General features: G+C 38.6%; 25 protein-coding genes. 3 read left to right on the top strand and 22 right to left on the bottom strand.

What is annotated here, in order from left to right; genetic code table 11:
- The 16 genes from LU279_RS02095 to LU279_RS02020 form a co-directional block, all read right to left on the bottom strand.
- Nucleotides 1–1,899, bottom strand: coding sequence for an ABC transporter ATP-binding protein/permease (locus tag LU279_RS02095; RefSeq protein ID WP_274420583.1), 1,899 nt, complete (start codon nt 1,897–1,899; stop codon nt 1–3).
- A gap of 69 nt (nt 1,900–1,968) precedes the next feature.
- On the bottom strand, nt 1,969–2,364 hold the full coding sequence (locus tag LU279_RS02090) for a YbaN family protein (RefSeq protein ID WP_274420581.1): 396 nt from the start codon (nt 2,362–2,364) through the stop codon (nt 1,969–1,971).
- A gap of 249 nt (nt 2,365–2,613) precedes the next feature.
- On the bottom strand, nt 2,614–3,576 hold the full coding sequence (locus LU279_RS02085) for a lysozyme inhibitor LprI family protein (protein ID WP_274420579.1): 963 nt from the start codon (nt 3,574–3,576) through the stop codon (nt 2,614–2,616).
- Nucleotides 3,577–3,691: 115 nt separating this feature from the next.
- Nucleotides 3,692–4,723 carry an alcohol dehydrogenase gene (locus LU279_RS02080; protein WP_274420578.1) on the bottom strand — a complete coding sequence of 344 codons (1,032 nt, stop codon included), beginning with the start codon at nt 4,721–4,723 and terminating at the stop codon, nt 3,692–3,694.
- 70 nt (nt 4,724–4,793) lie between these two features.
- Entirely contained in the window at nt 4,794–5,450 is a 657-nt protein-coding gene (locus LU279_RS02075; protein ID WP_274420576.1) for an HD domain-containing protein, read from the bottom strand.
- A 78-nt stretch (nt 5,451–5,528) separates the two neighbouring features.
- Nucleotides 5,529–6,902: a PhoH family protein gene (locus LU279_RS02070; RefSeq protein ID WP_274420574.1), complete on the bottom strand. Its 1,374-nt coding sequence runs from the start codon at nt 6,900–6,902 to the stop codon at nt 5,529–5,531.
- Nucleotides 6,903–7,296: 394 nt separating this feature from the next.
- Nucleotides 7,297–7,950 carry an ABC transporter ATP-binding protein gene (locus LU279_RS02065; RefSeq protein WP_274420572.1) on the bottom strand — a complete coding sequence of 218 codons (654 nt, stop codon included), beginning with the start codon at nt 7,948–7,950 and terminating at the stop codon, nt 7,297–7,299.
- A 45-nt stretch (nt 7,951–7,995) separates the two neighbouring features.
- Complete coding sequence (locus LU279_RS02060) at nt 7,996–8,853, bottom strand: hypothetical protein (RefSeq protein WP_274420570.1); 858 nt, start codon at nt 8,851–8,853, stop codon at nt 7,996–7,998.
- Between the two features lie 3 nt (nt 8,854–8,856).
- Complete coding sequence (locus tag LU279_RS02055) at nt 8,857–9,633, bottom strand: hypothetical protein (protein WP_274420568.1); 777 nt, start codon at nt 9,631–9,633, stop codon at nt 8,857–8,859.
- A complete protein-coding gene (locus tag LU279_RS02050; protein ID WP_274420566.1) occupies nt 9,633–10,490 on the bottom strand; it encodes a hypothetical protein in 858 nt (285 codons plus the stop codon). The genes LU279_RS02055 and LU279_RS02050 overlap by 1 nt, the downstream gene beginning before the upstream one ends.
- 3 nt (nt 10,491–10,493) lie before the next feature.
- The gene (locus tag LU279_RS02045) at nt 10,494–10,715 is read right to left on the bottom strand and encodes a hypothetical protein (RefSeq protein WP_274420564.1); all 222 of its coding nucleotides are present in this window, start codon (nt 10,713–10,715) and stop codon (nt 10,494–10,496) included.
- Between the two features lie 74 nt (nt 10,716–10,789).
- On the bottom strand, nt 10,790–11,185 hold the full coding sequence (locus LU279_RS02040) for a hypothetical protein (protein ID WP_274420562.1): 396 nt from the start codon (nt 11,183–11,185) through the stop codon (nt 10,790–10,792).
- Nucleotides 11,146–11,313, bottom strand: a complete 168-nt coding sequence (locus LU279_RS13535) for a cyclic lactone autoinducer peptide (RefSeq protein ID WP_274421159.1) — start codon at nt 11,311–11,313, stop codon at nt 11,146–11,148. The genes LU279_RS02040 and LU279_RS13535 overlap by 40 nt, the downstream gene beginning before the upstream one ends.
- A gap of 176 nt (nt 11,314–11,489) precedes the next feature.
- The gene (locus tag LU279_RS02030) at nt 11,490–12,767 is read right to left on the bottom strand and encodes a GHKL domain-containing protein (protein WP_274420560.1); all 1,278 of its coding nucleotides are present in this window, start codon (nt 12,765–12,767) and stop codon (nt 11,490–11,492) included.
- Complete coding sequence (locus LU279_RS02025; RefSeq protein ID WP_274420559.1) at nt 12,748–13,470, bottom strand: LytR/AlgR family response regulator transcription factor; 723 nt, start codon at nt 13,468–13,470, stop codon at nt 12,748–12,750. The genes LU279_RS02030 and LU279_RS02025 overlap by 20 nt, the downstream gene beginning before the upstream one ends.
- Before the next feature lie 243 nt (nt 13,471–13,713).
- A complete protein-coding gene (locus LU279_RS02020) occupies nt 13,714–14,850 on the bottom strand; it encodes a Fic family protein (RefSeq protein WP_274420557.1) in 1,137 nt (378 codons plus the stop codon).
- A gap of 799 nt (nt 14,851–15,649) precedes the next feature.
- Here LU279_RS02020 and LU279_RS02010 point away from each other — a divergent pair.
- Entirely contained in the window at nt 15,650–15,886 is a 237-nt protein-coding gene (locus tag LU279_RS02010; RefSeq protein ID WP_002578301.1) for a DUF6061 family protein, read from the top strand.
- Nucleotides 15,887–16,019: 133 nt separating this feature from the next.
- Here the strand turns inward: LU279_RS02010 and LU279_RS02005 are convergent, their stop codons facing one another.
- The 6 genes from LU279_RS02005 to LU279_RS01980 all read right to left on the bottom strand — a co-directional run bounded on the left by LU279_RS02005 (nt 16,020) and on the right by LU279_RS01980 (nt 21,370).
- Nucleotides 16,020–17,339: an MATE family efflux transporter gene (locus LU279_RS02005; RefSeq protein WP_109214827.1), complete on the bottom strand. Its 1,320-nt coding sequence runs from the start codon at nt 17,337–17,339 to the stop codon at nt 16,020–16,022.
- Nucleotides 17,329–17,787 (bottom strand): MarR family transcriptional regulator, encoded by a 459-nt coding sequence (locus LU279_RS02000; RefSeq protein WP_108817235.1) that lies wholly within the window; start codon nt 17,785–17,787, stop codon nt 17,329–17,331. Before LU279_RS02000 ends, LU279_RS02005 begins: the two co-directional genes overlap by 11 nt.
- Nucleotides 17,788–17,942: 155 nt before the next feature.
- A complete protein-coding gene (locus LU279_RS01995; protein ID WP_009243742.1) occupies nt 17,943–18,692 on the bottom strand; it encodes a DUF6040 family protein in 750 nt (249 codons plus the stop codon).
- The gene (locus tag LU279_RS01990; protein WP_117535163.1) at nt 18,631–20,352 is read right to left on the bottom strand and encodes a MobA/MobL family protein; all 1,722 of its coding nucleotides are present in this window, start codon (nt 20,350–20,352) and stop codon (nt 18,631–18,633) included. Before LU279_RS01990 ends, LU279_RS01995 begins: the two co-directional genes overlap by 62 nt.
- 328 nt (nt 20,353–20,680) lie before the next feature.
- Nucleotides 20,681–20,995: a DUF3847 domain-containing protein gene (locus LU279_RS01985; protein ID WP_002578306.1), complete on the bottom strand. Its 315-nt coding sequence runs from the start codon at nt 20,993–20,995 to the stop codon at nt 20,681–20,683.
- A 144-nt stretch (nt 20,996–21,139) separates the two neighbouring features.
- Nucleotides 21,140–21,370 carry a helix-turn-helix domain-containing protein gene (locus tag LU279_RS01980; RefSeq protein ID WP_002578307.1) on the bottom strand — a complete coding sequence of 77 codons (231 nt, stop codon included), beginning with the start codon at nt 21,368–21,370 and terminating at the stop codon, nt 21,140–21,142.
- Nucleotides 21,371–21,545: 175 nt separating this feature from the next.
- Between LU279_RS01980 and LU279_RS01975 the strand changes: the two genes are divergently transcribed.
- Both LU279_RS01975 and LU279_RS01970 read left to right on the top strand, forming a co-directional pair.
- Nucleotides 21,546–22,175, top strand: coding sequence for a helix-turn-helix domain-containing protein (locus LU279_RS01975; RefSeq protein ID WP_009243739.1), 630 nt, complete (start codon nt 21,546–21,548; stop codon nt 22,173–22,175).
- Nucleotides 22,176–22,335: 160 nt separating this feature from the next.
- Nucleotides 22,336–23,631: a tyrosine-type recombinase/integrase gene (locus LU279_RS01970; protein ID WP_274420545.1), complete on the top strand. Its 1,296-nt coding sequence runs from the start codon at nt 22,336–22,338 to the stop codon at nt 23,629–23,631.
- Nucleotides 23,632–23,703: the final 72 nt, after the last annotated feature.

Here is a 23,703-nt window from a genome sequence, read left to right as displayed (position 1 = left end):
CTATAACCTGCCTTTCTGCAAAAGGGAGCAATTCGGATTGCTGTAATTTTCAAGTTCCATCTGACTTTTATAAAGCTTTGCATAAATTCCATCAAGAGTCAGCAGCTTCTCATGACTTCCCTTTTCACTTATCCTGCCGTCTTTCATCATATAAATACAGTCTGAACCTACTACATTGGCAAGTCTGTGAGAGATCAGAAGAACTGTTTTTGTCTGTGAAAGCTGGCGTATCACTTGCATGATAAGTTCTTCACTTTCTGCGTCAATATTGCTGGTTGCCTCATCAAAAATATACACCGGCGAATCATGGAGCAGCGCTCTGGCAAGCGCCAGTCTCTGACGCTGTCCCCCGGAAAAATTTTCTGCATGCTCCAGAAGTTCTGTTTTAATTCCCTTCTGTCCCTCCAGGAATCCCAGAAGATTTACTCTGGAAAGAACTTCCAGCATTTCCGGTTCCGCAGCATCCGGTTTTGCCATACGGAGATTTTCCTCTACTGTTCCCTTAAAAAGGTAGCTGTTATGACGGATCAGCGTTACATTTTTCATCAGAACCTCTTCAGAAATCTCTTCCAGACCTTTTCCAGCTATAGTAACAGAGCCGGTAAATCCCCTGTTTCTCCCCGCCAGAATACCTGCAATGGTGCTTTTTCCACATCCGGATTCTCCTACAAGAGATATAAAAGATCCTGCAGGCATATCAAGATCAACACCTGTCAGAATTTCCCTGTCCTTTTCATAAGAAAAATGTACGTCCCGAAACTGTATGTTCATATCTCCAGCTGTGATTTTTCCTGGCTTTTCATTGTTTGCCACTTCTGAAACATCTGAGCATTCTTCCTTTAATCGAATGTTTCTGTTCTTTTTCTGAACTTGGATGTTATCTCCTGAATTCCGACTGTCGACTTTTGTTTCCGGAATATCCAGAATGGCAAAAATTTTGTCACTTGCGGCCATTCCGTTCATAGCAATATGAAAAAAGGATCCCAGAAGTCTCAGCGGAATAAAAAATTCAGATGCCAGGAGAATAATTGTCAGCGCTCCGGCAAAATTTAATCTCCCTGCCAGAAATTCAGATGCTGCCACGATCATTCCCGCCGCAGCGCCTCCGTATGCCACGATATCCATCACACTTGTAGAATTTAACTGCATAGTCAGCACTTTCATGGTGATCCTGCGGAATTTCTGAGCTTCCTCATCCATTTCCCTGGCTTTCATTTCATCTGCCTGATAAATTTTAAGCGTAGTCAATCCCTGAAGGTTTTCCAGAAATGAATCTCCAAGTCCTGTATAAATACTCCAGTATCGGTTCAAAAGTCTTTTTGCAAGCTTTTGTACTGCAATAATAGAAACCGGAATTAAAGGCACGCAGATGAGAAGTATCACACTTGCCCGAAGGCTCACGTGTATCAGCACAAAAAACAATGTCAGAGGCGCCAGAAGGCTGTAAAAAAGCTGAGGCAGATACTTGCCGAAATAAATCTCAAGCTGTTCCACTCCCTCTGTACACACCTGCATCACCTCTGAGGTAGATACCTGCTCATGATAGGAGGCTCCCAGTTTCAGCATTTTCCGGTAAATTTTTTTACGGAGAATCTGTTTCACATCCACGCTGGCCTGACAGGATGCCCGGGCTGCCAGTCTTTCACAGACAAAACGTACTGCCACACAAATCATCAATATGAGAAGTGTTTGCCCCATATGGAGCCCTTTTTCAGTCTGACCCTGTATTAAAAATACTTCTTTTTTACTTTGTAAAAGAACTGCCGCCTGTCCCAGAAGTCCTGCAATAGAAAAAACAGCTCCGATCTGAGCAAGAAGTGAAATCCACTGCCAGAGTATATTGTATATAATATATTTTTTTGCATGGGACAAAAGCCCTGTAAGTCTTGTGTCGATCATTCCGTGTACCTTTCTCCTTTTTCATAATGAAATTCTTTATCAGTCAGTCTTCTATTGCCTGTGGTTTTTTTACTCCTGCTGCTCTATCCCTGATGGAATTGTTCTGATTCTTGCAAAAAAATAAAAAATATGAAATACCCACACCACAACCAGACAGATTCTTCCTGCCGGTACATCCCGCATCATAAGAAAACCAATTGCCATAACCCCGGAAACCATACCTACGATCCGAAGCTTTGTCCTCATCGTCATAGCTCTTTCTCTGACAAAGCTGTCCAGATGCTTTTTATACAAAGCAGTTCCGATAAACCAGTCATGAAGTTTCCTGGAGCTTTTTGCAAAACAGAAAACAGTTGCCATATAAAAAGGCACAGTTGGCAGAACAGGAAGTAAAACTCCCAGGGTTCCAAAACCCAGACACAAAAATCCTGCTATTATCCAGAATATTTTTATTGATTTCTTCATATACCATACCTTTCTGCCGCTTTCCTGTATATGACGTAGCTGTTTTCTTATAAAAAACGACTGCTCTCCACGCTTCATTCTTTTACAGTTATCCCGGCTGTTCTTCATTTTTATTTAGTAAGTTTCATCTAACTTAAATATGTATACCACAACTAACTGTAAGTTGTCAACAACTTTTCTATTGGCACTAAAAAAGGAGACATCTCAATTATGAAATGTCTCCTTCTCACTGCCATATAAGCAGAATTTTTATCTCAGATATTCTGCCAGTACATAAACCCTGGCTTTTGTCAGCTCAGCCCCTTTTAAATTTTCCTGCATAGGCTGCATACTGCCGCCTTGGAACTCACTGCCCGCCGCTGCCATAGAAGCCTCTTTTTCTCCAATCCATGCAACCTCTTCATCTGTCAGCTGCTCCATTGTATCTGCAGGAAGAGTGGTTTTTAATCTTCCCCATATGGAATTCAGCTCATCATCCCAGAGTCTATAAAGCTCGCCTGATAAGGCATTCATATCTTCCTGAGTCATAGCGTTGCCCAGACTGCCCTGGATCTCTGTTGCCTTTGCTTCTATTTCTGCCAGTTCCGCATCAATACCTGAGTTCTCTCCTGTCGCAGGAGCAGAGTCTTCTTTTACTGTACTGGAAAATCCCTGCTGACCAGCCTCATTATAAAGTCCGATAAATGGCAATTCTGTTTCCTTAAGATTTGTCAGATCAAAATATCCAACCCAGCTTCGGTATTCCTCGGGAAGCTCCGAAATTGGCGCTCCTTCTGTATAAAACAGAATGTTTTCCGCATTATCCAGTCCATAAGGAGTACGGTAAATATATTTCATCCCGTCAATAATTTCCTCTGTCCCCGGTTCCTGTTCACACTGGATAGTCTGAAGCTGAGCTGAATAAGTATACTCATTTACCGGAACAGGCTCTGTAAGCTGTCCGGAAAAATTACAGACATATCGTGTTCCATTTGGATTTCCCTCTTCTGTGAATCCTATATCCGTGTCATGATAATACCCCTCAAAAGTTCCATCCTCATGGATTGTCAGAACTGTTGACCACGCACCGGCCCCACTGCAAAACAGGAACTCCCGATTTGCTACATCCTCATAGGAAAATCCTCCATCTGCCAATACCATATCTGCCTGAGATACAGATAGTAACCCTGCGGCGCAGATAATTGCTGCCAGTCCTGCTGTTTTCTTTTTCATACTCTTTTTCCTCCTTCTACTGTTTTTAGTTTATTATATCAAATATAACTGTCAATAACAATTCCGTCCTTTTACTCTGATAAATATCCAACAAAAGTTTTCAACTGCTGCTTTTTTAAATAATTGCAATTTTTATAACATGATCCTCTCTGTTTTCAAAAAGCTTATATGCTTCCTCAATCTGTGCAAGAGGATATTTATGTGTAATAAGAGGCGTTGTGTCAATTTTTCCTTCTTTGATCAGCTGGAGGATTTCCTCACAGTCACATCCGTCTACCCCACCTGTTTTAAAGGTCAGATTCTTCCCGTACATATCCGGAAGAGGAAGGATCTGCGCTTCATCATACAACGCCACCACTGTAACAACCGCATTGGGTCTTGCACATTCCCACGCCATACGGAAAGTCTCCCCGGCTCCTGCCGCTTCTATAACTACGTCTGCTCCGCCATGGTCACTGTGCTCTTTTACAAAGTTCTGAACATCTTCCGGTTCTGTAAGAAGCACCTGAGGATAATGTTCTTTTATAAACTGGCGGCGGCTTTGATCTTTTTCACATACAATGATCCTCTTGGGATTTTTAAGCATGACACAAAGCAGCGTGCAGATTCCCGTAGGGCCTACCCCCAAAAGAAGAACCGTGTCCTCTTCTTTAATCTCAGATATGCGCGCAGCCCAGAATCCGGTTGCCAGGATGTCTCCCACAAAAAGAGCCTGTTCATCGGTCACTCCGTCCGGAATCCGATCCAGCCCCTGATCCGCATAAGGAACCCGAACATATTCCGCCTGTCCGCCGTCTATCCGGCAGCCTAATGCCCAGCCGCCATCTGGATCTGTACAATTATTCACATATCCCTTTTTGCAGAAAAAGCACTCCCCGCAAAAAGTTTCTACATTTACAGTTACCCGATCCCCCGGCTTCACTTTTTTTACTGCAGAGCCTGTCTTTTCTACAATTCCGATCATCTCATGTCCCACGGTAATTCCAGGCACCGCTCTGGGAACAGACCCATGCTTAATATGAAGATCGCTTGAACAAATACTTGCCATAGTTACACGGACGATCGCATCCCTTTCATCCTGAAGAATCGGCTCCGGTTTTTCCCTGAGTTCAAATTTACCTTTTTCCACATACGTATAAGCCAGCATATTTTTACCTCCGTTACATTTGTCATTGATTATAATCTCTATACATATATTATAATCGTCTCTGGCTTTTCTACAATACTTTACTACCATTTGCTGTAAGCTTAAATCTTGCCCCCAGAAGCTCTGCCGCCTTTCTGCACATCATCATTCTTCCAAGAAAAATCTCAAAATACTCATACATAGTACAGATTTCTTCATCAATCTGCAGATTTAATGTAATAAGATGCTTTTGCGCATTTACCTTTACTGCCGCACTTGTCACTGCATAATTTACACGATCATGCTTATCAAAACTTGCCTTATCTTTATTTCTTACACGGTTTCTTCTAACGTCAGTTTTATCTGCCAGGATCAACGCTGCAGATACAGCATCAACCGCTTCTCCTGTAGCTTCATCATGATTTCCAATGGCAGACATAAGAATCACTCTGTCCTCCAGGATGAATCCCAGTTTTTCCAAAATAGAATTTGCAAGGATTGCTCCATATTCCCCATGATTCTTCCTGTTGACCACATTTCCTATATCATGCAATGCACCGGCAATCTCTGCCAGTTCGATTTCATGTTTAGAATATCCCAGCCTTTTCAAAATCATACCTGCCCGTTTTGCCACAATGGCACAATGCTTTTCTGAATGATCGGTATATCCAAGAATCCCCAGATTTTCATTTCCTTTCCTTAAAAAAGCTTTTACTTCTTCATTTCTTAATATGTCTTTATAATCCAAGTTTTCCGCCTTCTTCGGTATCTAAAATTTGTATTCCATATAAAAGCTGTATATCGTCCATTTAAAATCAGCTTAAAATTACAAGCGACAAATCGCATCCATTGCCAGAGAAGATCTTTCGCATTCCTCCGGCAGCAATGTGATCTGCCAGCATAACGGACTCCCTTTCATATGTTCCGCTGCATAGCTGAGTCCATTGGTGCGATCGTCCAAATATGGTCTGTCAATCTGATTGGGATCACCTAAAAGAATGATCTTCGTATCCTTTCCTGCACGTGTGATAATTCCCTTTATCTGCGCCGGGGTCATATTCTGCGCTTCGTCAATCACCAGATACGTTTTTATCAGGGATCTCCCTCTTATAAAGTTCAACGCTTCTGTCTGGATCACTCCCCTGTCAAAAATCTCCTGTATCTTATCACTGAGTTCCTGCTCATTTAAATACCTTTCCTTATCATTGGAATCTACCAGCTGCTCCAAATTATCTATGATCGGCCTCATTAAAGGAGAGATCTTTTCCTGTTCATCTCCGGGAAGAAATCCGATATCGGAATCAAACAGTGCATTCGGTCTGCAGATAAGTATTCTCCGGTACTCCCCGGATGGATGATTCATCAGCTTTTCCAGACCTACTGCCAGTGAATAAAATGTCTTACTGGTTCCCGCCATTCCTTTTACAATCACAAGAGGAGCTTTCTCCGCCGGCTGCATCAATGCTTCCTGAAGAAAATACTGTCCTACATTTCTGGGACTGACGCCATACGGTGTAGCTTTTTTATACTCAAGTTTTCGTATCATTCCCTTTTCGACTCTTCCTAACTGAGTCTTTTTTGAAGACTGATCTGCTTTTAATATAATAAATTCATTTTCAAACAGTTCCGGACAAATATTTTTTCCATTTTCATCACAGCAATAAACGTTTTGTACAGGAATACCCTTTTTCTTAAATTCTTTAAACAATTCCTCCGGTACAAAAACTTCTTTTCGCCCAAGGTACTGTTCTTCATGTCCGGCAACCTGCTCCGTAGTAAAATCTTCTGCCTGAATACCAAGAAGCTGGGCTTTTATGCGTAAAAGAATATCTTTTGTTACAAGAATCACCTGTTCTTCTCTTTCTTTTGCCAGACCGACACAAATCTTCAGAATCCTGTTATCCGATTTATATTCAGGCAGATCCGAAGGCAATTCAACATTACGATAATTTTTTTCTACACGCAGTATACCTCCCTGCTCCGTTTCCACACCTTCTATCAGATTTCCTTTCCCTCTGTACGTTTCAAGAATACGAATCGCTTTCCGTACATTTGCGCCTTTTTCCCCTTCATCCTTTTTTAGATTATCAAGCTCTTCCAGTACCGTCATTGGCAGAATCACTTCATTTTCTTCAAAACACTCAATGGCATACGGCGCCTGAATCAGGACATTAGTATCAAGTACATACGTTTTTTCCATAAAAAACTCCCCCTTACATATTTAAAACTTTATAATGTGAAACCGGTCTCCCTTATAAATTTTTTATATGTTATCACTATATCGTATAATCTAATGGTCTGTTATTATAAAATTCATGTAAAAAACAAAACAGCCAGCCTGTTTCCATATGCCGGCTGCTTAAAATCTTTTGAAACTCAATGTAATTCGCAGATTTATTAAAGTTACCCTTTTGTACGAAAATCTTTTCAAAATAACTTTTGACAATTTACCCAATTGCTTTTTTTATTAAAAAAGCAGATAACCTATTTTCATAGGCTAACTGCTCGTGTTTAGATCCATATTCCGTTTTATTCTATATATCCGACAGTGAAATTCGGTCGTATGCGCCATTTTTCTTATCTTCCGGCAGATTTTATCTCTTCATCTTATAAATCATACCGCCATCCATTTCATATACTTCATCACAAAGTATCTCTATATCCTCTCTATTGTGGCTGGCAAGTATGATCAGTTTATTTTCTTTTTTCATATCCAAAAGAAGTTCCCGTATCTCTTTTACGCCATTTTTATCAAGCCCATTCATTGGTTCATCCAGAATCAGAATTTCAGGTTCCTCCATAATCGCCTGTGCAAGAGCAAGTCTTTGCCGCATTCCCAGTGAATACTTTCCTACCGGACGTTTCAGTTTGGGGTCAAGCCCCACCTTATTTAGTATAGAGTAAAGATACTTTTTATTTTTTTTATTTCGCAATGTATACAAAAACTCCAGATTATGATATGCGCTCCATGTTCTCAAAAACCCTGGATCCTCAATAATAATTCCGGCCTCTGTCAGTATGTCTTTATCCTTTCCCATCACTTTTCCATTTACAGAAACAGTTCCGGAATCGCAGGAAACAAACCCGCAGATAATTTTAAATAGAACGGTTTTTCCAGAACCGTTATGTCCCACCAGACCATAGATTTTTCCACTTTCACAGTGAAGTGAAATATCCTTCAGAACCTGAACTCCCTTAAAACTCTTATTAATATGAGAAACTTCTATCACATATTTTTGACTGTCCATTTCTACAACACCCTCTTTACACACTGATTTTTTGGGATCAGAACTTCAATCCTCTTTGCAAAATGAAAGTTCTACGTTGTTCACACGCCATATTATCAACATACCAAAGATTAAAATTCCAACGCACAATGCACATACTATGTAGCTTAACGAAGGCCGTGTATAATAATTATACATTTTTGTTCCTATATTTGTCGTCTGTATCCAACTAACCGGAGCAAATGCAGATATCTTTTGAACCATGGCAGGATTTGCGTTATGAACAAAATAAACCATACTGACCATTACAATCGCTGCTGCTATCGCCCAATAACGATTTAGTATTAAACAGACTGCAAACATAAAAACACCTGTAAATGCAATTACCAACGTACCAATAAATAAAGTTAGAATCGTTAATTGTTGTGGTGAATATTTCTGTATTGCTGAATATGGCACATCAAATAAAAATCCATAATGTCCTGCCGCATTTGTTAAAGCGGCAGTATGAAGCAGCTTTCCCCATTCCATTTTCCATTCACAATGTCCCACAATCCACAGTATGCTTACAGCAAAATTAAAAATCATCAGAAATAACGATTGAAGAATAATTGAACCAATCTGTCCCAGCGCCCATCTCTTTCTTCCTGTCCGCACTATTTGATACATATAATACTGCTGCATAAAGGGTATATCGGAAAACAAATATACCACCCCCAGCATAAATAAAAAAATAAAATACACATTAGAAAACAGAAACGGTAGCAACCATGGCGTTGACGGATATTTAACATCCCTGGAAAAATCGATCACAGGCTGAACATAAATATAAAGGACATAGGTTTCTAAGATCAGAAGCGTATACATTCTGTTTTGCTGAAGCTTCTGTAAAAAAATCCGAATTGAATAACGTAACTGTTTCATATTTTACATCCTGTTCTTTAATCTGATATAGCTTGCTCCACATAAAAATGCTGTTATGCAAAGACTTAACCCCAACGCCCACAGAAACATTTTTCCATCGTTTCCAAACATACGATACCTGGCATCAAAAACGCTCTGAATACTCCACATACTGTTTTTTTCCGTAAGCTTTGCAGAAAACTCAGTAATTATCTGATAGCAAAATACCGGCACCGCCAGTACCAATAGACGATTGGTTATATATAAAGAAACATATGCCGCTATCTGAGAAAGGCTTCCTGCCAGCAAGCCCCATTGTAATCCGTACGCCAAAATCCATAGTACATATTTCTTTTCTTCTATCAGCCAGGCATATCCCCCATATTCTGCCAGTTCCTGGCAGATCTGAGCATCTGCCCATGGCATATGCAATGAACAAAGAATGCCAAACACTCCACATCCTGCAACCATAACCAATACCGAGGACAAAAATATCGCTGCCGTTTTGGAAATCACATATTTTTTCAATCCACCACGTATTACAGAATAACGAATATAGTATGTTTCCAGTTCATCACTGTAAATCGTCCCGTAGGAAAACGCACAAAATACAAACGAAAGTAAAAATCCTACTCCATATGTCCCATACAAAAAATTAGAAATAACCGATTCCTGTAAATCACTGCTGATTGAAAAAAATAATGCAGCAGCTACTCCGATCATCCCTATGTAGGTTTCCTTCTTTTTAAACACCCTTCCTATATCCGTTAATAAATATCCTCTGTTCCGGTTTGATTTCATCAGACAGTCACTTCCTCTCCTGTCTGAGCATCCAGAAATGTATATAAGGTTATTTCGTATTCGCTTCCTGTTTCACTGTCTGTAGATTTTTCATGAACTTCAAATAACCATACCGGACGTAATTCATAATCCTCTGTACTTGCTTCAACTGGCATATAATATAACTTTGCACGATTTACATAGTAAGATGAAGATGTCAGTAAGTTCCCGTATTTATCCGCTATTTTTCCTGCCAGTTCATCAAAGCCCAACAAGCTCACGGATTCTCCCCCTTCAGTAATACTATATACTTTATTTACACGTAAGCTTTCTAAACCTCTGGAAGAGTATATTGCCTGAACAGGTTTGTTTGTAACTCCATCATCCGGAAACGTATGATTTCCATAATAAATTGGAAGTCCCTCATACATCTGTTCTGTAAAAAAATAATAACAGTCATCTTCTTTGCTCCATGCCCTTGGTTCACCGGAAGAATTATTATCTAACTTATTTTCTACAATCTCCTGTTGCTGCATGGTTTCTGCATCTAAAGCATAATATTCATAATTTGTTTCTTTTAATTCATATCCACATTTGTTGACAATATCCAAAATACACTTAAAAGCATCTTCCGAACTCATATAATCAAAGTTGCTTTCCTGACTGTAATTGTCCGCATTAAAAGCTTCCGTTTTTTCAACACGAAATGCACTCATAACATTATCAGAATAGGGCTTTGCATACGTCAGCCCCGTATCCAGATTCAAAAAACTTCCATCTTCAAATGTATAGTAATTAATATCTATATTTTTCCCCTGCCATTCAACACTTGATACATCTTGCTGAACTATCGTGGCATCAGCAGCAAGTTCCGACATAGCCTACTCAGGTATCGGATACTGCAATTTTGCAGCTCCTGTTTTTATCTTTGAATAATCAAGATTCTCCGGAACATCAATTACTGTTTCAAAGGTTACTCCATTTTGTTCATTTGTATATTTATCTGGAAAACTGATTTCGGATGCCATAACCATATTTCGAGAAATCACCGGCATGAGCAAACAACCACAAAGAACCACCATAAAAGCTTTTTTATATTTCATTGTACAGCCTCCCTATGTCTTAAAAAAGGAGGATATATTCCTCCTTTTTCTACTAATATTACATATTTAAAAGATTACGGACAATAATTCCCCGATACCGTCACACGTTTACTTTGTGCCTGTGCTTTCATATAATAATATTCTCCACCAGGAGCTTCCATATTATACTGAGCGCTCTGAACTTTTCCCGCCGTAGTGCTAACCAAAAATTTTTGTCCAGAATAAATATACTCCTTACTCAAATTATATGATCTTACATAGATTCCAACCTGATTAGCGCTGAATCTTTTCCCTGTAAAGTAGGCAAATGTATCTCCGTCAGCTGTTTTTATTTCTCTTTTTGATAAAGGATCCTGAGATCCAGCTCCCCCAACTGTAACAGTAAATGGTATTGTCCCTGCCGAAACAGTAGAACTACTAGCAATTAATGTTACAGCCAAAGCCGTTGCACATAATAATTTTTTATACATTCTTTCTTACCCCTTTCATTCATTTTATTCAGTTTTTCTACTACCTGTGGGAGTTCAGGCTGGTAATACATAAAAGTACAAGTAATATTGGCATCACGAACAGATATTTTTTTGCCAAACTTACTAATGCCCTCTTCCCTTGTGTAATCATTTTTTGTTCATTGGACCTACACCTTCCCTTCTTTTAAGTAATTAGAATATAACATAAAAAAGTGCTAGTTCTTTTAGATTGTAAAAATTCGCCCTTGTTTTTGTCAAAATTAGACTTTACCTTTATATAAAAAAGAGACTCTTAATAAGCCTCTTAACTTCTGATCCTTGACATATACAAAAGAACCTGAACACAAAATCTGTTGGATGTATAATCTATTTTAATTTCTCCTCCGTTAGCAACAACCACTCTTTTTACATTTTCTAATCCAATACCATGTATTGCAAGTTCTGTCTGAGTTGTCTGTAATCCGTTTTTCTTTTCAAGAATTTTTCCCGAGTAACTATTTTCTATAAAAATTAATAACAACTCTTGCTTTATTTGTATTTTTATAGTCAGTAGCTTTTCCTGTGATTTACTAGCCTCTCTTACTGCATTGTCTACCAGATTCCCTAAGATCACGCAAATATTAAAATTATTTAGATATAAATCTTCTGGAATATTTATTTGAACATCTACCTGATTCAGCGTCTTGTTTGCTTTCTGCAACATATAGTTTAATACTCCGTCTATTTCCCGATTACCTGTAGTTGCATATTCTTTTGGATTTAGCATAAATTCCTTCATGCTACTTAAATATTCTATTATGTCGTCATTATTATTTTTTTTAGCCATTGCAGATAACTCAATGATATGATGTTTTATATCATGCCTCAGCGCTTTCACCCGCTCTTCCGATTCTCTGACTATATCTAATTGATAAGAATAAACTTCTAACATCTGTTTAAATACCAACTCATTCATACGATCAGAATAAAATTTAAGTAATGAATGATACAGATAAAAAATAAGAATATTAATGAAAAGAAGCGCCAATGCTACCAAAATAACAATTCCTTTTATTTCATGTGCAACAATAACCAAATAATATATGTATGCAATACTAACACCAGGAATCATTAAAAGTGTAGCCATATCTAATATCGGTAATGTAACTTCTTTTTCAGGTTTTGTTATTCTTTGTATAATAATTGCAATAAATAATAAAATTAAACTCGTAATACATTCATATACCTGCTTTAGCGGCTGTCCTATCATATATTTTATCAAAGATAAAATAACAATACTGTCAACCAATACATTAATTCCATATATAACAAATATAGCCAAACACTTTTTTGTTTTCTTTATGCGGTATGGTAAAAAAATCAAGAAAAGGCTTATAATGTTTGAAAAAACATTCAAAACAGGAGAAGAAAATAACAGGCTTATCGCACCTGTCCATGCCCACCCTATAATGTACAAAATCGAAATATGTTTCCATCTACTTTCCTCTTTTTGCACAAAAATATTAACAAAATACTTCAATGCGTGAAAACGTAGTGCGTTTGCCAGTAACGCTATAATACTATTAAATATTTTCAACCTCATCTGAAGTACCCTCCAAAATCTTTCTTCGCACATCAGGGCGATTAGTTTTACTCACATTCAGCACATCTCCGTTCAACATTTTTACCCATTCATATGTAAATTCCTTTACATAACTTTTATTTATCAGATACGATTTATGGATTCTCAAAAAAAGATTTTCCGGTATTTTTTCTTCTATCTCATTCAATTTTCCATAGAATGTTCTGACTTCTTTTTGCATGACAATATTAATTTTTCTTCCGGTACTTTGAAAATATAAAATATCTTTATACGAAATGCGATATGTACTATTTTGAGCCTGAAACTTGAACCCCACACTATTTTTCCCCGATATGCGATAAATGTTATCCAAAACATGATATATCTTTGCCTGTTCTATTGGCTTTATCAGAAAATCAAACGGTCGATTTTGAAAAAGCTGTAATGCGTAATTCTCTTTTGAAGATATATATATCAAAAATATATTCTCATCTTCCAGAACCTCTCTTATATATTTACCAATCATAATTCCATCTTTTCCTGGCAGCTCTATATCCAGAAAAAGAATATTTATTTTCTCTCTTTTCAAATAATCCAGCAAAGTATCCCCTGAATAAAAAATTCCTGTTGCAAGTGAAACGCTTTTCTCTTTCGCATATTTCAGTATAATCTTTTCTAGTTCTGAACAGGTGCTTTTTTCATCATCACAAATTATAGCTTTCATTATTTTCCCCTCCAGAAAGTACAATACCCTCTCGGTATCACTCATACAAATTGTTTCCTTTTAAACATTTACCCCAAAATCGTATTTAGATATTTATAGTATAGTTTTTAGCAAAATATATGTCAAATAGACCTTTAAAATTGATAAAAGAGGTGTCGCAATTTGCTAACACCTCAGTATCTTTTATTTTATTGAAAATTTCTACGCACAAATTCTTTCTTATTCAATCTACCTTGATTTGAATTACTTCTTGAATTTATATTTCCCTTTTCCGTGACCGGATACTGGTTCAATAATATCTGCCTGCACCAAATTGGAAAGAAGTTTTGAAGCACCTGAACCTTTCAGCTCAAGAAGTTCCATAACTGCACTTCTTCCAAATATTCCATCAAAGTCAAACTTTTCAAAAAGTCTGTGAATATGAACCATCGTTTTTACTGAGAAATCACTACCTTTTTCGGAAAGTACACTTTCAATATCCACTTTTTCATCTTGAATGTCCACTTTTTCATTCTCAATATCCACTTTTGCATCCCCAATATCCACTTTTTCTTCGTTCAAAAGTCCACTTATATGAAGATTTCGATTATGAAGCTCATTTTTCTCGTTCAAAAGCAGATTTCTGAGAAATGCTTCCAGATACTCTGTTGTTTCGTAAATACCTTTTTGCAAGTTCGTATAGTTTGCACGGACAAGTGCATTTCTGAAATACCACGCATTTTCTGCAAAAATATCATTGGTTGCAGAAAACCCAAGCGTCCTTAAATATTTGATGAAGAACACTGCCGTTGTTCTCGTATTGCCTTCCCCGAAAATATGGATTTGCCATAACCTTGAAATAAATACCGCAAGATGATGGATAATCTCATCCATTGAAAGTCCTTTGTAGCTAAAATCTTTCTCCTGCGAAAAATCGTATTCAAGTGTAGCTCTCAGTTCGGACGCACTACCGTACATAACGGTTGCTCCATCAAGCACCCGTTCTTTCTTTGTGATGTTGTAATCTCGAATCTTTCCGGCGTGTTTATAAATCCCCTGAAAGAGTTTGCGGTGGATAGAGATATACTCATTCGGAGAAAATGAGAACGCTGTTTCAGAAAGAATTTCAGCAATACGGGAAGAAACCTTATCAGCTTCTTCAGTACGCTCGTCATCAGACAAATGGACAGGTCTTTCCTCATAGTAGCTGTCGATAAGGCTCTGTGCTTCCTTCATCGTGATTTTGCCTTTAATATTCTGAATGGCAGTATCAATCAAATATTTAGATGGTTTGAGTCCGTCCACCGCCTGAAGTCCGATTGCTGTACTCCAAGCATACCCCTTATGAGCTTTATCCGGTTCAGACTCCCTTAAATATTCCTTAAACGGGTCTTTTTCCATATCCACTACCTCGCTTCATAGTCTTATAATTCAATCTTACCTAATTTGTGCAGACCGTCTGCACAAATTCAAATCTGCACTATTCACTTTCCTGCATATCCTCATCGGCTTTTGCAATCATCTGTCTGTACTGTTCTTTCACACTCTCCGGTGCAAGTATTTGTACCTTGCCATTAAATCCAAACACCCAACCGAAGGAAGATAAGAAGTGAAAAATCTTCCATCTTTTGCAAGTAAGGCGATTGTTTTTGGGGTCCTAAAGTGAAAGTGTCACTTGTTACTTGATTAAGTCTATCATTCTGTGTTAATTCATTATAGAAATCTCCAGTATTTATAAAGTATTTTTCACCCTCCAAGATGAACACCTTAATTGTACTTCCAGGTTTCTTTTTATTCAATTGGCGTTATTTCTGAATTACAGGAATACTCCTATCATCACAAATAGAATAACCAAAACCACACATAGTCAACCCCCTATATTCATAGTATGTTTCTCCTTTACAACTCCCGATTGAGATTTCACCTGTTTTAAGAAATTTAATAACTGTTATATTTTATTATTAAATTCTTCGCAACCCCTTGAAAACACTGGATTTGTCGCAGGTGAGCTTTCCCTTATTATTTCCCTTGTGTTATATCGTCCCATCAGTGTTTATGCACTCTGATAAGGGCAAATACAAGGGCAAGAAAAATCTATAAGACAGTATAACACAAAATAAAAGTGACATGGTGAACTGATTGAAATGCTTCTTAATTTTTGCTACTACTGATTGATTAAATGATAAGGAGATGGGATACGATGAGAACAATATTTGCAGAATACAATCCACAGTGCAACAGCATTGATGTATATACTAATACGGGCTATATACTCCGTATTGATTGTTGGGAAGCAGAAAAAAATTTAAGAACCACACCTGGATCTGATTGTGCTTTGACATCGCTTGCAATCGATGAGCCATTAGAATATGCAAGGTTATATCTTGATGGGAATTTACAGATGTGGGTAGATGCTGAAGATTCATTAGAGTTATGATTATTCCAATCAAAATCTACTAGAATTTATTAAAAATTAGCTTCATAATTTTAAAAGGACAGCCCTATTGCTATGAGGCTGTCCTTAAAAATACAATAGATAAACCTAGATTATTCTTGCTACTATCTGATTGTTAAATTTTCTGTATTCCATATTGCAAATCTCCCTTTTCGCAATATTTTATTAGTATGAATGCCAGAATCGCTGAAAAAACACGTGCCAATACCGTACTCCACCATATCATAATCTGTCCACCAAATAAAGGTGGTAAAACAAGCATAAATATCAGCATCAATACTGGTTCAATGAATGTAAGAATGTATGACAATCCACTTTTTTCAGTAGCATAAAATCCAGCTGTCGCTATTCTGGTAATCGCAACAAATGGTAATGACACTAAAAATATAGGTACAATTTTAGAAATCTCAATACTTACTTCATAAGATGCTCCGAAAACCCCTCCAATATTTGCTCTGTTTACATACATGATAATTCCACCACAAACAGCAAGAATTATTGCAAAAATGTATGCCATTCTCTGAACTCCTCTCAGGCTTTCTTGATCCTTCTCACCATAAAAACGGCTCATTAAAGGTTGACTTCCATCACCTACGCCCTGCAATATGAGATATATGATACAGATAATATAGGATACACATGCATAAGTTGCAATAGCTTTTTCTCCCCCATAAGAAGCGGAGAATCGGTTTATAAACACCAATGAAATATTAGGAGTCAATGCTAGCCCAAATGGTGCAAGACCTACTCTGAATATAGCGCCACACATTTCTTTTACATTTTTTAAGGATACATACACATAAAACTTTTTATTATATAATGCGTATATGATTGCAATTGCTGCAGTCACACCCTGTCCGGCTATTGTAGCTGTGGCTGCACCTTTCATGCCCATTTCATATATCCATACAAAGATAAAATCCAGAACAATATTGGTTATGAATCCACCAACCATCGCAAACATTGACCAGAAAGAGTTTCCATAATTTCTAATGAATGGCATCATTCCAGTTCCAAGAATCTGCAATATTGCTCCAAGTGCTATAATTTTGATATAATCTGTCGCATTTGTTAATATAATTCCATCTGCTCCAAGCAATCCTAAAATTTTAGACGAAAAGGAGTAAATAATTATGGTACTGATAACACTTACTATTACAAGAAGCCACCAGCTTGTAGCAATAAATTCTTCTGCCCGTTTTCCTTTCTTTTCTGCTGCATTAATTGAGTAATAAACAGCTCCTCCCATACCAATTCCTGTTCCAAGAGCCTGAATCAAAGCCACAATCGGATATGCAATATTAATAGCCGAAAGTCCAGCATCTCCTATGGTATTGCCTACAAAATATCCATCCACTATCGCATATATTCCTGATAATGCAAATGCTATAATAGATGGAATAACATATTTAAAAAATAATGATTTATGATTCATTTTTCTTACAATCTCCTTCCTTGAAAAGTCTGATAAACAGCTCTGTATTATCATTAAGACTTTCTATATTCTCTAATCCCATTTTTTCGATTACATATATTTCTTTTGAGTGCAGTTTTTCTATGATATCTTTCGTATATTCCATTCCTGATTCTGTGAGGCATATCAGCTTATTTCTCTTGTCTGAATCATCAGATACCATATTGATGTATCCTTTTTTCTGAAAATCTTTTAGTATCGTATTTACCGTTTGCTTAGGTATATTCCATTTTTCACTTATCATTTTCTGCGTGCATCTTCCATTACTTTCATAAAATGAATACAAAGCAAAAACTCCATTTGAAGACAGTCCCTGATCCTTTGACCATTCCTCATACATTGCTGTACATTCTTTCCATAAAGCATAATATCGTTGCAACTGTATTATCATATTATTATCTTTTCTCATCTTTTTCCTCCTTAAATTAGTACGAATCCGGACTTTTGCATTATAGTCCGAGTTCGTACTAATTGTCAAGATTTATTTATATACTTTTTCTTTATATAAACAATCAATAGTCCCTTACTAAGGACAGGAAGATTATGAAATTTCCCTGTCCTCTTTTAATAATATCCTCGTTCTTCCATCCAGTCTTTCACATAACATCTGATTCCAATATAAATAATATGCGACAGTAATAGCAATACAATAAGATTTATCGGATTAGCGTTTTTAATCCATTCTCCAAAGTAAATTACAACAGCTGTACTCGTTATCGCTACCACGATACTGATGATATCCCAACAATATTTCCGGTAGATTTTTCCTACCTGATAACCAATCCCGATTATCAGCCACCCGGTTATTACGAATAAAATTGCCATGACAGTACCGGCAATCAGCCAGTACACAATCCCGGAAAGAATACTGTTAGGTATTCCACTGCTTAACTGTCCGAAAGAGTCTGCACCTGTCACAAACTCCCGAAATAAACTTCCCATTCCTTTTCCTAACGCACCGAAAAAGACGATACAGTCGTTAAGGAAAACCGGCGAAAGAATCGCAGTAAACAGTGTTGTTGTTATGCTGTACCATGCCAGTAGAAACAAGATACTTTCATAACCAATCGTCATATTTTTATATTTCTTTTCTAACTGGCTTTTACGGCTATCGCATTTTTCTTTTGCTTTCCGGTAAGCAGTACGGTCACATTTTTCACATTTCTCATAAGGCACTTTTTTCTCAACAGCTACCTCTACCGTCTTTTGGTGTGTCTGTGCATAAAGTTTTTCCTGCTCTGCTTTTTCATACTTAAATTTCCATGCCACGGCTTCTGCGTCGGCTCTTTTCCTGCTGTCTGTCTCGCTGGTCAATCGTTCCTCTGTTTGCCTTAATCTTGTCCGCAATGCTTCGATATTCTCGGCTCTGTTTTCGCTGTTCAATTTCTCGTTCAAGGTCAGCGATTCGCTTAGCTGCCTGTTTAGTTCCTGGATTGTCTGGTCTTTCTGATCCAGTTCGTCCTGCATCTGTTCGGTCATCAGCAGAAGTTCTTCCACCTGCCCGACGTTCTCTAAGTTTCTGCATTCGCTCATCGATCTCCCTCGCTTTCTCTATCTGCTGTTTAAGGTCAGCAATTCGCTGTTCTGTTTCTGCAATAAGCTGTTCTCGTTGTTCAGCTTCTGCGTTAATTCCTGCCATTGCTGATTCTCGTTTTCCAACTGTTCGATTCTGGTTTTCTGTTGCTCGATCTGTGAGAGCAGTTCTTCTGTATCTGGCAAAAGATTTAGCAGCCTGGATAATTCGCTGTTTAAGCTTTTTAAACTCTGGTTCTGCTCCTGAAAAGACAGGAGCTGCCTGTCCCGTTCCTGCAATTCCTGTACCATCTCTGCCATAAGATTCTGCTGTTCCTCGATCTGGTTTATCATTGTCTCCATCATGGGAATGACTTCCCGGCTTTCTTCTAATGTCACGCAATCGCTCCTTCCATTGTGTTAATGCACTGGATACTTTTCCAAAAGAAATCTGTATTTTATCCAGCAGTGCATTTTGTCTTTTTATGATCTGGTTTTCCTCTACTTTCCATGAAGTAGAGGATGTCTGTCCGTTTTGAAATTTCTCGTCAATTTTTCTGGCATCTGCGCCCTCATGGATCGTCGGTATCTCTAATTTTCCCTGCCTTGCATAAGAACGATGGTCAATGTGATTTTCCGTTTTCAAATGTGCATTACAGACGTTTGCCCATTCGCTCCGCCATAGCTCACAATTTTTCGGATTGTTCCACCCGGTAGCATCGGTTAATACACGTTTCCACTGTTTGCGGTTCCTTGTCCCGACTTTCTGGACTCCATTTTCATCAAGTACGGGGATTCGGATTCCATGACGGTCAGGGTTCTTTTTATCCTGCCACCAGTCCGGATGGGATTCATCCACCACAATATTTCCATTTTCATCTCTGACAAACTCCCAATCCTTGATTTCTTTGTTACCCCATGAGTGGTCTGAATTGAATGGTCGCATCGTCACCAGTAAATGCACATGGGGATTACCATCTCCTTTATCGTGGATACTCCAATCCGCACACATTCCCTTATCTACAAAGGTCTTTTGAATATATTCAGTTGTATAATCAATCTGTTCCTGTCGGCTCCATTCTTTCGGAAGTGAGAACTCAAATGACCTGCCGAGTTGTGCATCTGAACTTTTTTCTATCCTCAAGACTTCATTCCATAAACGCTGCTTCTGAAAAGTAAGTTTGAATTTTTCCAGTGCAGCATTTTGGTTATCTGCCCTTTTATATCGGACAGATTTCTGGAACCGTCTGATATTTTCAGCAGGTACATTCTGCCATTCCTGTGGTGCATTTTCACACATCAGCAGGCTGGTATAAACGACTTCTTTTTTTGAAGTATAGTAGCTGATCCTGCCTGTTTCTTCATTTTTCATCACATCGCCATTGAGATAAGCAGACGCCGATATGATGGATTTTCCTTTGCTGCGTCCAACAATCTTTACTGTATAATGAAAAATCGCCATGCTCCGTTTCCCCCATTCTGCCGTATCCGGCTTTGATTTCCGGCAGGTAACGTTTTTCCTAAAAGAAAATGGTATCTGCCGGAGCACCCTCTGCGTAAGAGTGCCCTGTGCATAACAGCCTGCATGGAATGTGCCCCTCTGGCGAAGAGTGCCTCCTGCGGCATGAGCAGGTCTGGCTGAAAGCCCCGCCGACGGAACGAGCCCGGCAAGCGTAAGCGCAGACCGGTTGCCACCTGTGGCAAACTTATACGGACGACCTCTGGTTGTCCATAAGTGCGCCCTTCATAAAAAAGCAATGAAGGGAATGGAAACTCCACTCCCTCCGGCATTACACTTCCTCCGTATTTGCAACTGGCTCTTTCTGCATTGCCTTTGAGAAGAATTTCCCATTTGCTTCCTGCCTTTTTAAGAAGCCGATCAGCTTTGGGATATCATCTTCCTCAATCGCAGAACCCAGTACCGATTCCACTGCACCGCCAATCTGGCAGAGCCTGTGTGTCCGTTTTTTGGTTTCCACATCTTTCTGACGTTTCTTCAGTTCCCGTTTCTGTGCTGCATACTGTTTTGCTTTCTCAAGGCTTTCCTGTTCTTTCTTTTCCAACTGGAGCATACGCTCCTCATAACTCTTTGTTGATCTTGCCATAAATATCATCGTCCTTTCTTTTTTTCCAAACATAAGTTTCCTGTTGTCTGTCAGACGAAGTACATGGTATAATCTGCTTGCGTGTAGGTATATCATGACTCCGGTCTGATAGAACCTTTGGCGGTTTCTTCGGGAACCGCTTTTTTAAGTTGAACCGTTTCTTGTGACTGCTTTCACATTTCCCTTATCCCTCAAGTCCCTGCCCTCGTTGGCTTCCATAAAAAGTTCCAGCATATCCGTTTTGATCAGGACTTTTCTCCCAACCTTCAATACCGGAAGTTTCTTCCACTCTACCAACTTTCGCAGGGTGTTCCTGCCAATTCCCGTATAATCAGCAGCTTCCTCAATAGATAAGGCAATCTTTCTTTGCGTCATATGACCACCTCCTTTCGAATTGCATTATGCAATTTCATTTGTGCTGTCAGTATAGCGTGTTTATATTGCTTTGTCAAGCATTATGAAATTTTGCTGCTTTTCTTAAAATTGCATATTGCAATATATTTTGTTGCGTGGTATAGTAATGACATACCGAAAAAGGAGGCACATCAGCATGAAAGATAAAGAACTACGCAAGCTGATCGGCAGCAGGGCAAAACAGCGCCGTCTGGAATTAAATCTGACACAGCCTTATGTCGCAGAGAAGATGGGAGTTACCGCTTCCACAATCCTGCGTTATGAGAATGGTTCGATTGACAATACCAAAAAGATGGTACTGGAAGGTCTTTCGGAAGCACTTCATGTATCGATTGAATGGCTCAAAGGGGAAACCGATGAATATGAAACTGATATTACGGATAAGAAAGAATTGCAGATTCGTGATGCGATGGGCGACATTCTCAAACAGTTTCCTCTTGACCTCAATAAAACAGAAGACGCTTTTTCTAAAGACTTACTGCTGTTAATGTTAAAGCAATATGAACTGTTTCTGGATTCGTTTCAGTTCGCCTGTAAAAATTACAAAGGCAGTACCAAAGATGCGGACATTGCCAAAGTAATGGGATTTGAATCGAAAGATGAATATAATGAGATTATGTTTCTCAGGGAGATCACACATACTGTCAACGCATTTAATGATATGGCAGATGTTGTAAGGCTCTATTCAAAGAAACCGGAAGCGGCAGAACAAAGGCTTGCAAATCTTTTATCCGAAGTTATGTATGACGATTCTGAATCGGTATAGTAAGATAATCGGAGTTATGATACAATGAGCGCAAGCGAGTCAAGCTGTTTACAGATTTGACGAGCGGCGAATTGGCTTATGGACTTGTCCATAAGATGCCTACACGCAAGAAGCATTTCAGCAGTTCCGATTGTCTGATATCGAAAGGAGACATACGATTATGGCAAAAGGATCTGTTAGAAAAAAAGGAAAAAAATGGTACTATCGTTTCTATGTAGAAGATGCAAGCGGTAAAATGGTTCAGAAAGAATACGCCGGAACCGAAAGTAAAAGTGAGACGGAAAAGCTTCTCCGCAAGGCACTGGAAGACTACGAAGATAAGAAGTTTGTTGCAAAGGCAGATAATCTTACCGTAGGGGAACTTCTGGATATGTGGGCAGAAGAAGAACTGAAAACTGGGACACTCAGCAACGGTACAGTGGAAAATTATCTTGGTGCAATCCGATGTACCAAAAAACACCCGATTGCAGACCGCAAACTGAAAACAGTTACTGCCGAACATTTACAGGCATTTCTTGATCTGCTTACATTCGGTGGTGAGTTTCCAGACGAGAAAGTAAAAAAGGGATACAGCAAAGATTATATCCATTCTTTTTCCGCAGTGTTACAGCAGTCATTCCGTTTTGCAGTATTTCCAAAACAGTTAATCAGTTTCAATCCGATGCAGTATATTAAGCTGAAAAAGCAGGCAGAGGAAGTTGACCTCTTTTCCGATGATGAAGTGGAAGAAGGTACACAGCCGATTTCACATGAGGATTATGAACGGCTTATCCAATATCTGGAAAAGAAAAATCCACCTGCTATTCTTCCGATTCAAATTGCGTATTATGCCGGGCTCCGTATCGGGGAAACCTGTGGTCTTACATGGCAGGACATTAACCTTGAGGAACAATGCCTGACCATAAAACGCAGTATCCGCTACGACGGCATGAAACACAAAAATATTATCGGACCAACGAAACGGAAAAAAGTAAGGATTGTTGATTTTGGAGATACGCTGACTGAAATACTGAAAGCTGCCAGAAAAGAACAGCTCAAAAACCGGATGCAGTATGGCGAATTATATCACCGCAATTACTACAAAGAAGTGCATGTGAAAAACAGGGTATATTATGAATACTATCATCTTGACGGAACACAGGAAGTCCCGACAGATTACAAAGAAATCTCCTTTGTCTGCCTGCGACCAGATGGCTCTTTGGAACTGCCGAGTACACTCAGCATTGTATGCAGATCAGTGGCAAAGAAGCTGGAAGGATTTGAAGATTTCCATTTTCACCAGTTGCGTCACACTTATACCAGCAATCTGCTTTCCAATGGAGCTGCACCGAAAGATGTACAGGAACTGTTAGGACACTCTGATGTCAGTACCACAATGAATATTTACGCTCACTCAACAAGAAAAGCAAAACGGGATTCCGCAAGACTTCTTGATAAAGTAGCGAGCAATGCTTAACTAAAAATTTCCCTTATTTCCCTTGCGGATTCCGCATAAGGGCAAAAATAAGGGAAAATACATATCATTTCA

The organism is Blautia sp. XA-2221, from assembly GCF_028767025.1.
Lineage (GTDB): Bacteria > Bacillota > Clostridia > Lachnospirales > Lachnospiraceae > Blautia_A.
The sequence above is the reverse complement of the archived record's forward strand: the minus strand, read 5'-3'. Positions and strand labels throughout refer to the sequence as shown.

Coding starts and splice junctions, on each gene's coding strand:
- LU279_RS02040 (WP_274420562.1), bottom strand. CDS start 11,185: ATGTATAAAAAATTATTATGTGCAACGGCTTTGGCTGTAACATTAATT.
- LU279_RS01980 (WP_002578307.1), bottom strand. CDS start 21,370: ATGACGCAAAGAAAGATTGCCTTATCTATTGAGGAAGCTGCTGATTAT.
- LU279_RS02005 (WP_109214827.1), bottom strand. CDS start 17,339: ATGAATCATAAATCATTATTTTTTAAATATGTTATTCCATCTATTATA.
- LU279_RS02030 (WP_274420560.1), bottom strand. CDS start 12,767: ATGAGGTTGAAAATATTTAATAGTATTATAGCGTTACTGGCAAACGCA.
- LU279_RS02055 (WP_274420568.1), bottom strand. CDS start 9,633: ATGAAATCAAACCGGAACAGAGGATATTTATTAACGGATATAGGAAGG.
- LU279_RS01975 (WP_009243739.1), top strand. CDS start 21,546: ATGAAAGATAAAGAACTACGCAAGCTGATCGGCAGCAGGGCAAAACAG.
- LU279_RS02090 (WP_274420581.1), bottom strand. CDS start 2,364: ATGAAGAAATCAATAAAAATATTCTGGATAATAGCAGGATTTTTGTGT.
- LU279_RS02095 (WP_274420583.1), bottom strand. CDS start 1,899: ATGATCGACACAAGACTTACAGGGCTTTTGTCCCATGCAAAAAAATAT.
- LU279_RS02085 (WP_274420579.1), bottom strand. CDS start 3,576: ATGAAAAAGAAAACAGCAGGACTGGCAGCAATTATCTGCGCCGCAGGG.
- LU279_RS01990 (WP_117535163.1), bottom strand. CDS start 20,352: ATGGCGATTTTTCATTATACAGTAAAGATTGTTGGACGCAGCAAAGGA.
- LU279_RS02000 (WP_108817235.1), bottom strand. CDS start 17,787: ATGAGAAAAGATAATAATATGATAATACAGTTGCAACGATATTATGCT.
- LU279_RS02060 (WP_274420570.1), bottom strand. CDS start 8,853: ATGAAACAGTTACGTTATTCAATTCGGATTTTTTTACAGAAGCTTCAG.
- LU279_RS02050 (WP_274420566.1), bottom strand. CDS start 10,490: ATGTCGGAACTTGCTGCTGATGCCACGATAGTTCAGCAAGATGTATCA.
- LU279_RS02025 (WP_274420559.1), bottom strand. CDS start 13,470: ATGAAAGCTATAATTTGTGATGATGAAAAAAGCACCTGTTCAGAACTA.
- LU279_RS01970 (WP_274420545.1), top strand. CDS start 22,336: ATGGCAAAAGGATCTGTTAGAAAAAAAGGAAAAAAATGGTACTATCGT.
- LU279_RS02010 (WP_002578301.1), top strand. CDS start 15,650: ATGAGAACAATATTTGCAGAATACAATCCACAGTGCAACAGCATTGAT.
- LU279_RS01985 (WP_002578306.1), bottom strand. CDS start 20,995: ATGGCAAGATCAACAAAGAGTTATGAGGAGCGTATGCTCCAGTTGGAA.
- LU279_RS02045 (WP_274420564.1), bottom strand. CDS start 10,715: ATGAAATATAAAAAAGCTTTTATGGTGGTTCTTTGTGGTTGTTTGCTC.
- LU279_RS02065 (WP_274420572.1), bottom strand. CDS start 7,950: ATGGACAGTCAAAAATATGTGATAGAAGTTTCTCATATTAATAAGAGT.
- LU279_RS02080 (WP_274420578.1), bottom strand. CDS start 4,723: ATGCTGGCTTATACGTATGTGGAAAAAGGTAAATTTGAACTCAGGGAA.
- LU279_RS02070 (WP_274420574.1), bottom strand. CDS start 6,902: ATGGAAAAAACGTATGTACTTGATACTAATGTCCTGATTCAGGCGCCG.
- LU279_RS02020 (WP_274420557.1), bottom strand. CDS start 14,850: ATGGAAAAAGACCCGTTTAAGGAATATTTAAGGGAGTCTGAACCGGAT.